The following is a 7,872-nucleotide window of genomic DNA, read 5'->3' on the forward strand; positions in this document are numbered from 1 at the left end:
ATCTATGATACCAAGATTTGTCTTATTGTCTGTATCCGCAACAAGCTCGACTTTCAAGTCAGTTCAGTGCTTTTTACATCAATATCAGGTTTTATACCAGCACTCCACCAGATCCTGCAGGCGCCTTCATCCGAGACCATACAAGGCCCTACCGGCTGATTCGGCACGCACAAACGGCCATACAATTTACAGTCAACCGGCTTGATCTTTCCCATAACGACGCGAGCACAATCACAACCGGGCGGCATTTTGCCAATATGACGGCGCGCCTCATCCCGGAAAGATCCAAAATGCAGCTGAACATCATGGCGGGCAAAGTGCGCTTGTAAGGTATAGCCTGACTGAGGAATCGTACCGATACCCCGCCAAGGCGCATCGGCTACCTCAAATACATGAGAAATCAACTGTTGAGCACGGCGATTACCTCCGGGCTTGACCACCTGTTCATAACAATTATCAACGAACAAATGACTATCCATGCCTTGCCGCAACACTGAATAAATGGCAGCCAGTAAACTGTCCGGAGTAAAACCGGCAATTGCAACAGGAAGCTGATGGCGAGAAACGACAAACTGCCATTGTTCCGGCCCCATTACCGTTGCCACATGCCCTGGCGCGATCAGCGCATCGAAACCTGGTTGTTCAGAATCCAGCAGCAAAGCCACTGCAGGCCATGTCAGACGGCCGCTGCTTAAGATCAGCAAATTACCGGGCGCCCCTTCTGCCAGCATCGCCGCCACAGGCGCGAACGTCGTTTCAAACCCCGCCGCAAAAAACACTACGGTTTGCCCCGGATTCTCTTTTGCAATCGTCAACGCCTCGACCGGACTGGCAATCGCCCGTATATCCGCACCGGTAGCTTTTGCCTGTGCTAAGGTGCGTATCTCTTTTTTGCCCGCATTAACAGGCACCCTGAGCATGTCGCCAAATGCCGCTAAAATGATATTTTTCTCTAACGAAAGTTGTATTGCCTGATAAATATCTTCCTCGGGACAGACACAAACGGGGCATCCCGGCCCCGGTATCAGCTCTATCCATTCCGGCAATACGCTGCGAAGCCCGGACAAGGCAATCGTTCGCTCATGGCCTCCACAGACATTCATGATTTTTGTCGTTCCGGTAACCGGCAAATCGCGTAATTTTGCCAGCCATTGCTGAGCGCTTAAGGCCATTTTCTGCTCTCTATGACTTCATTACACCACGGGCGGGACGCAATAAGATGCGGGTTGCATGCAATCCGGCATCAGGCTGCCGCACAGGTCGAAAAGAAGGCCGATTTTGTAAGCGATGCTTACGAAGTTGAATCTGCTCATCCAGCCAGTTCAACCAGACATCGATACCCTCCCCATTGCGCGCGGATAATTGAAAAACCGGCACTTGACTGGCCAGATTGCGCAAATTTTGCTCGGCTCTTTCATTGGAAAACTCATCCAGATAGGGCGACAAATCTGTTTTGGTAAGGAGCATCACATCAGCGGCGCGAAACATCACCGGATATTTGGCCGGTTTGTCATCCCCTTCCGCAACGGACAACAAAATAACATTAAGATGATGACCCAAATCAAAACTGGCAGGACAAACAAGATTGCCGACATTTTCAATGAACAGCACATCGATATCTGAAAAGTCTATTTTATGCAGCGCCTCATGGACCAAATGGGCATCCAGATGACAGGCCGAACCGGTTGTAATTTGGTACGCTTGAACGCCGTGCGCTCGGATACGCAGAGAATCATTTTCAGTTTCCAGATCCCCTTCAATCACAGCCATTCGAAACCTTTCCCGGCCATGCACAATCGTGGCTTCAAGTAATGCGGTTTTGCCCGAACCCGGCGAAGACATTAAATTTATGACCAAAACACCCAGTTGATCAAAATGCATGCGATTATGCTCTGCCTGCTGATCATTACCGGCCATAAGCCGGGTTAAAACCGAAGCTGCCGCACCGTCAGCCGACTTTTCCACTGGAATATGAGACTCGTTTCCTGATGTAATTTGACAACCGCAGTTAGTACACATCTGTTTTAACCTTTAACTTGGATGGATTGATACAAGCTTAAATTCTTACTCTTTCAAATGACAGAACCGACCGATCAACGGCTTCCATTCAGGATGCCACAAACAGCTCAACCTGACTCAAGATGAACTCGCTGCCACTGAGCAACTGCGTATCCAAACTTTTGCATGACGGACATATCAATTTATTGGGATCGGCATCGGCTTCAATTCCACAATCATCGCATTTAATTCTGACTGGCACGTCGTTAATCATCAGACGGGCATTCGACGCGGCAGTTCCAACTTTGAGAATTTCAAATGCCTGAACTAACAGAACCGGCTCCACACCTGATAAAGCACCTAAACTGACGGTAACTTGTCCGATATTTTGCGCATGATGCTGATCAGCCAGCGACTGAACCTGCCTGATCAAATCATCACACAACGACAATTCATGCATAGTCTGATTCATTAAGGGCTAGTTGATCCAGCAATTCCCAGGTGGAAAAGGCCTCCTCTTCATCAACTTTCTGCAGCGCATAACCCACATGAATCAGAACGTAATCACCCACCTGGATTATTTCATCCTGTAACAAAAACAAACTCACCGTGCGTTGTATGCCTTTAAATGAACAACGGGCTTCAAAACCGTTAATTTCAACAATCTGCATTGGAAAAGCCAAGCACATCTCACCACTCCATTCTGTTATATACTCATTAAAACTTTCGACAAAACCTAAAACAACATTGCCCTCTTCCTGCCTCTGATGGTGACTTAAAGCGATCTTATTTTCAATCTATATCGATTACTTTTCAAATCGATCAGCTGTTCATTCAAAATAAATAACGACTAACCCTAAGTTTAACATGAACTCACTCATCCAATTTCCCGATACTCATATCAGTCTTGCTCATGGCAACGGTGGTCGGCGCATGCGCGAATTGATAGAAAAATTATTCGCTCAGCACCTGGCCAACGATAAGCTCGATATTCAATGCGATGCTGCCGCCATCAAAATACCCGCCAATATTGCTGAGTTACACATTACAACCGATGGCTATACCGTAGAACCTTTGGAATTTCCAGGCGGAACGATAGGCAGTCTCGCTGTTTACGGAACGGTTAATGATCTTGCTGTATCGGGAGCCGAACCGCTTTATATGACATTAACCGCATTCATTGAAGAAGGCCTTGAAATCAGCGTGCTTGACCGGATATTGCACAGCATGGCGAACGCCTGCCGGGAATGTAAGATAGCTGTCGTTGCCGGTGACACCAAAGTCTTAAAACGCGGCCAGGGAGGCGGGATTTATTTTTCAACCACCGGCGTGGGCCTGAGAAAAACGGCCAGCAACCTGGGCTTAAAACAGATCAAAACCGGCGACCTCATTATAATGAGCGGCACTGCGGGAGACCACGGCACAGCGGTCATGCTGGCCCGCGAACAATTCGGCCTCAGCGGCACATTGCAATCGGATGCCGCCAGTGTGCTGCCTATCACCCGCATCCTGATGGCATCACCCGGTCTGGCTTTTATGCGCGACCCTACCAGAGGTGGTATTGCGACCGTCATGCACGAAATAGCTCATGCCTGTAACAAAACTGTTCGCCTGTTAGAGCCGTCAATCCCCATCCATGATCAAGTCAAAGCGGTTTCAGAGATATTGGGCTACGATCCTCTCTACATGGCTAACGAAGGACGCGTTGTCGCTGTTGTCGACCCTGACTATGCCAATCAGTCGTTGTCTGCGCTTCATGCGGGGGGTTATGCCGACGCGGCAATCATTGGTCAAATTGAAGAGGGGCGTAAGCACGTCATTTTGGAAACGACCCTCGGCGGTGAACGGCTGCTTGAACAATTGGAAGACGACCCCTTACCCCGGATTTGCTAACGCCGTAGTCGCATTCATGGGATCTTGACGGCAGCATCCCTGCGGCCGACATCCCCGCAAAGCTTAGACGGCCTCTTTTGATCATCAAACGGGGAAAAGCGACAAAAATATAAGGGCTTTTCCATACATTGAAACGGGAGTATGCTGATATCCGTTTCATTTAACCCTAAAGCACCCACTAAATCCGATTTATCCTGGCCTGTCTATGAACCATGAATAAAAATCGCGCCCCCCTTATTTCCTCACATGATCGGCTAAAAAAACTGCGTACTGCTCTGGCGATTGGGCGAGGCTGTCAAGTACTCACCAGCTTGCAACTGGAAGCTGAAGGCACAATTTCTCATGATGTTACCAAGCGTGTTACTTATCTCACCGGACTGTTTTCGAGGATTCACCGGGAAATGTTTCAGGATTGGCGCGAACAAACCACAGTGAGCCATCGCCCCGGAACGATTGTTGATGCCGATAAACGTCAAAAATTCCGGAAAACCATAGCGAGGCTGGTCCTTGATGAGGACAACAACAAAGATACTGCGATTTTCGACAACAATGGCTTTGTCATTTATACCGAGACTATTGCGGAAAGACTCGCTGATTTTTATGCCAAAATGCGCGAAGTCAGGCCGTTTGGCTATGGAAACAGGATCACGCTGGATCTGTTTATTACTTTGTTAGGTAAATTGCCTGCGTTTAAAAGCGTTTATCCTCACGGCATCGATTTTCGGCGTATTGATCAAAACGATTCCCAGGCGCTGCATGGCCCCGATTCAGCTCACTCATTGCTGACCGCTGCTTTCCTGCATGCTTTGGATCCATTACGTAACAAAGTCCTGAACAACACGCCCAACGGCTACGGTAAATGGCCGGAAAACAAAAAATTCATTTCCGGCATTCCTTTTTTGTCGCACACCACATCTGATGGCGTGAAATGCCTGGTTACCGTCAATGGCGCATTAATGCCCATTGAGTTGATTCGTGAAGAATTATTTATAGCTGGCAAACATATAGCGGATTACCCTTACTGCACACCGGAAAACATCATCGGCTATCTGCCGGGGACCGAAGATTTGCGTCAGCCGGGTAAAACCGAAATTGACGGCATCACACTGGGTGAAAACGGATCAGCACCTTTGTTTTGCCTGGACATCAACATGCTGACCGGCCTTCGCTCACCCAGCCATATCGAATTACAGGAATTGATCAGAGAATGTGTAGGTGAAAAAAAACCGGTTTTTGTTTTGGCTAATAACGAAGAACTGAAACAGGAACTGATCAAAGCAGCCAATGGCGATCAGCGTTTGGTCCGCAGTGTCGAAATCGCCTATGAAAGACTGGCTAAAGTCATCCGCATTCTGGATGCAGCAGAGACTGAAATTTTTGCCGGTAAAACGCCAGACCCAAACCCCAAACTCTTTATGGCCATGGGTGGCGCGGGTGCTGGAAAAACCGCCGTTCAGGAAATTGCGCACGGCAGTTGTGGCGGCAATTATGTCATCGCTTCTTTAGATGATTTTCGTAAAAAAAGTGATTTGTACAAAGTGCTGACCGCCGCGAATCACCACAGTGATGATTACGTCTATGTAGAACCGTTTGCTAATCGCCTGCGCGATTCTGTCGCCTTGCGAGCCAAGCAGCAACGAATCAATCTGATGTATGACGGCACTGGAATCCCCTATAGCCCTCGGTATTCGAGCATCATCGCCAACTTTAAACAGGCGGGATTTACAACACAGATCATCGCCGTCGATGCCTTTCTGGTAAAACCCGAAGGCCGCGAACACGAACTCTCCAGATTGTCGGTGGTGGGCAGTGTCAAAAAGCGTTTCGGCAAAACCGGTCGCGCCCTACCCTGGGTTATTACCATTTACAAACATATCCACGCACCGGAATCATTTCTAAATGCGTTTGACGATATAAATCTGGATAAAATCGTTTTGTTTGCCAATGATGGCGATAGAACTAATCAGTATCTGGTGGCCGAAAGCTTCGAATTGACCGATCATGAAATCGATATGATCAAAGAACACCAGCAATCGGGGTCACTGGCAAAATATCTAACCGGATTGAGCAAAAACCGCGAAGATTCGGTTTTTAGAAATTTTACCGGTGGTGATAAAAATTTACTGAAAGAATTGATTAATCGCAATCCCGAACGCGGCGAAAATAACGCCGCTTATTTGATCACAAACGGCAATAAAGTCCTGGCAATTTATAATACCCGCCGTTTAGTGGATTTTATCGAGAAACGTCAATTGAATCCCAATGCCTCGTATGAAGCAGGATTGGTCCACAAATCCGCATCACTGTCGTTTCATGTCGATCCCGATTCCGACACGCCCTGGCTAGTCAGGCTTCAGGATGCTTCTCAGGGGTAATAGGTCAGATAGCATCCCGGCGAATGCCGGAATGCTTTGTCGTTTTCAGGATCTGCGGTCAGCAGCAAAACCTTTTTGTAAAAAACCACGCTGATAATATTTGGCGATATCAATATTGTATTGTTCCGCGTTAATAATGCCTTTGATGGTATAGACATTGCCATAATCATCAGTTGGCATCAGCGATAAATCAATCACTTGCTCAGGGACCGGATAGTGGTCTTCATCAAGAAGCAGCATGACTTTGGGCCTCAGTTTCAGCACCTCATTGACTTCCACAACAATTGCAACAGCCCGGTTGGTCATCATCACCACGGCACCCGGGGGATAAACCCCGATACACTCGATAAACTTAATGACCAAATCCCTTTCCAGCTGGACATCGACAAGATTGGACATGATATGAGTCGCTTCAAGATGCGTTCTCCCTTTTTGATAAACCCGGTCACTGGTTATCGCATCATACATATCCACGATAGTGACAATTTTTGTAAATAAAGAAAGTGACGTCCTGTTTATTCGCCTCGGATACCCGGAGCCATCCAGTCGTTCATGATGCGAATAAGCCGACTCTACGGCGCCATAATACATACCGGGACTGGATCTGAGCAATTCATAACCCAACAAAGGGTGCGACTGCATGATTTCCATCTCATCGGGATCAAGCTTTCCAGGCTTATTGAGAATTTCCAGCGGCACCCGCATCTTACCCATATCATGCATCATGCCGCAAAGCCCGACATTATTCAGATTAGCCTCTGACAAGTTAAGATGCCGGCCCAGAACGATTGATAACATGCACACATTTAAACTGTGTTGTGCGGTATAGGCATCGCGATTTTTTAATTGGCTTAGCCAAAGAATGGCATCGGGAGAATGCAAAATACTATTCACACAGTGAGAAACCGCCTCTTTCGCGATTTTTGAATCAACCCCTCCTCCATGGGCAATACGTTCCATAAACTCCGAAACCAACTGACCCGTTTGTCTGTAAACAAGATCAGCACGTTTTATCTCTTTTTCAAAATTGCCTTTTTTGGGTGGCGGCTTCGCGTCGAAGTCGTAACTTTCCGGGGCTTTATCTGTGCCTGATTCAATTTTAACTGGCCTTCTTTTTTTATTTTTGGTTAGATCGATATAAACAAACTCACAGGTTTCTTTGAGCTGTTTGATTTCAGCGTCTGTTCTTATTTCAAAACCTTGAAATATAAATTTGGTTTCAATCCACGGTCGATCCAACTCAATAACATACATACCGATCGTTAATTGAGAAACCGGCGTCAAGACGCGTTCTGCAGAAGAAAGCAGTCCATCCTTATCAATTGACTTACCTTTATTTTTTTTCCGGAACGGCCAGAGTTTTCTTAAATTCATTTATATTTCTTTTTAATTTAAAAACACAAGAGGATATTTAATATTTGTAGAACCATTGCTAGAACTGGGGCGGTTTTTTATATTCGGCTTTGGTAACTACTCGCCCGCTTTGAATTAAGGGTGTAGGTGCTTGATTTCAAAGGACGCATCAATACGTCCCTGTAGCTCTCTGCAACATCCCTGTTGCAGAAGCCTTTTCAATCAACCACCTACACCCAATAAAATGGGAGGG

Annotated in this window: 7 protein-coding genes; 2 read left to right on the forward strand and 5 right to left on the reverse strand. The window is 47.0% G+C overall.

Going from position 1 to position 7,872, the window contains the following annotated elements; genetic code table 11:
• Positions 1-53: 53 nt before the first annotated feature.
• The 4 genes from hypD to Q7V32_RS02245 form a co-directional block, all read right to left on the reverse strand.
• Positions 54-1,172: a hydrogenase formation protein HypD gene (gene hypD / locus Q7V32_RS02230; protein WP_304895361.1), complete on the reverse strand. Its 1,119-nt coding sequence runs from the start codon at positions 1,170-1,172 to the stop codon at positions 54-56.
• 10 nt (positions 1,173-1,182) lie between these two features.
• Positions 1,183-2,019 carry a hydrogenase nickel incorporation protein HypB gene (hypB, locus tag Q7V32_RS02235; protein ID WP_304895362.1) on the reverse strand — a complete coding sequence of 279 codons (837 nt, stop codon included), beginning with the start codon at positions 2,017-2,019 and terminating at the stop codon, positions 1,183-1,185.
• Positions 2,020-2,107: 88 nt separating this feature from the next.
• Positions 2,108-2,458: a hydrogenase maturation nickel metallochaperone HypA gene (gene hypA, locus Q7V32_RS02240; RefSeq protein ID WP_304895363.1), complete on the reverse strand. Its 351-nt coding sequence runs from the start codon at positions 2,456-2,458 to the stop codon at positions 2,108-2,110.
• Complete coding sequence (locus tag Q7V32_RS02245) at positions 2,451-2,687, reverse strand: HypC/HybG/HupF family hydrogenase formation chaperone (RefSeq protein ID WP_304895364.1); 237 nt, start codon at positions 2,685-2,687, stop codon at positions 2,451-2,453. The genes hypA and Q7V32_RS02245 overlap by 8 nt, the downstream gene beginning before the upstream one ends.
• A gap of 178 nt (positions 2,688-2,865) precedes the next feature.
• On the opposite strand from Q7V32_RS02245, the gene hypE reads away from it, so the two are divergent.
• Together hypE and Q7V32_RS02255 are read left to right on the forward strand one after the other, a co-directional pair.
• The gene (hypE, locus tag Q7V32_RS02250) at positions 2,866-3,891 is read left to right on the forward strand and encodes a hydrogenase expression/formation protein HypE (protein ID WP_304895365.1); all 1,026 of its coding nucleotides are present in this window, start codon (positions 2,866-2,868) and stop codon (positions 3,889-3,891) included.
• 212 nt (positions 3,892-4,103) lie between these two features.
• Positions 4,104-6,266 carry a zeta toxin family protein gene (locus Q7V32_RS02255; RefSeq protein WP_304895366.1) on the forward strand — a complete coding sequence of 721 codons (2,163 nt, stop codon included), beginning with the start codon at positions 4,104-4,106 and terminating at the stop codon, positions 6,264-6,266.
• A 45-nt stretch (positions 6,267-6,311) separates the two neighbouring features.
• On the opposite strand, the gene Q7V32_RS02260 is transcribed toward Q7V32_RS02255, so the two are convergent.
• A complete protein-coding gene (locus Q7V32_RS02260) occupies positions 6,312-7,640 on the reverse strand; it encodes an HD-GYP domain-containing protein (RefSeq protein WP_304895367.1) in 1,329 nt (442 codons plus the stop codon).
• Positions 7,641-7,872: the final 232 nt, after the last annotated feature.

Origin of the sequence: Methylicorpusculum sp., assembly GCF_030651835.1 — a bacterium.
Taxonomy (GTDB): Bacteria; Pseudomonadota; Gammaproteobacteria; order Methylococcales; family Methylomonadaceae; genus Methylicorpusculum.